The following is a 776-nucleotide window of genomic DNA, read 5'->3' as shown; positions in this document are numbered from 1 at the left end:
TGGTTGGTTCACGTTGGGTAGAATTAATGTTTAAGACTTTGGCTAGTAAGCCATATATTTTGGGGCTCATTCCTGGCAGGATACGCACAGAGGTAAAAAGAGGGCGAATAAGATCTGGAAGCATACGGAAATTTAGCTTGCTCTTTTTGTTTTTTCTAGTGTTGTAAAAGAGCTTTTTGGGGATAATACACTGAATAATCCCAAGGGGAGTTGCTTTATTTATAGTTTGAGTTTTAAGCATAAAAATAAAGCTTTAAAGAATGGATACAATAACACTATAAAAGGAAAAGTGCTCATATTCGTACTATTTATTCTATAAAATTTTCTTCTTTTTATTTTTGTGCGCTTCTTTTGTTACAAGTGTAGGTATTTTCTTGATGGGCGTCTAATATGCACTATAAAATACCCGAAATATCTTGTCTTTCTGAGAAGCGGAGGTTTGTATGTTTGAGTATAATGCGTAACAATGCTCTCTCTTGTGAGAGAGATGATAGCTGCTATTTGGCATTTATTTTATAGTGGGAAATTGTCAGAGTGTCAGAAGATAAAAGTAAAATACGAGATGAAAAACAACCTTTTCCTCACTTTATTCATTTGAGGGTACACTCAGCTTACTCATTGCTTGAAGGGGCTTTAAAAATCCCACAAATTATTCAACATGCAATCTCAGATCATACACCAGCGGTTGCTATTACGGATACGAATAATTTATTTGGTGCTTTGGAATTTTCGCAATATTGTTTTTCTTATGGTATTCAACCCATTATAGGTTGTCA

General features: G+C 34.4%; 2 protein-coding genes. One reads left to right on the top strand and one right to left on the bottom strand.

What is annotated here, in order from left to right; all coding sequences use genetic code 11:
- Positions 1-241: hypothetical protein (locus ACFINS_RS10095; protein WP_375706189.1), on the bottom strand; the 241-nt coding region annotated here is incomplete at its 3' end.
- Positions 242-534: 293 nt separating this feature from the next.
- Between ACFINS_RS10095 and ACFINS_RS10090 the strand changes: the two genes are divergently transcribed.
- Positions 535-776: PHP domain-containing protein (locus ACFINS_RS10090; protein ID WP_375706188.1), on the top strand; the 242-nt coding region annotated here is incomplete at its 3' end.

The sequence above is a fragment of the Bartonella sp. AA2SXKL genome, assembly GCF_042197205.1.
Taxonomy (GTDB): Bacteria; Pseudomonadota; Alphaproteobacteria; order Rhizobiales; family Rhizobiaceae; genus Bartonella.
This window is presented reverse-complemented; position numbering and strand designations above follow the sequence as displayed.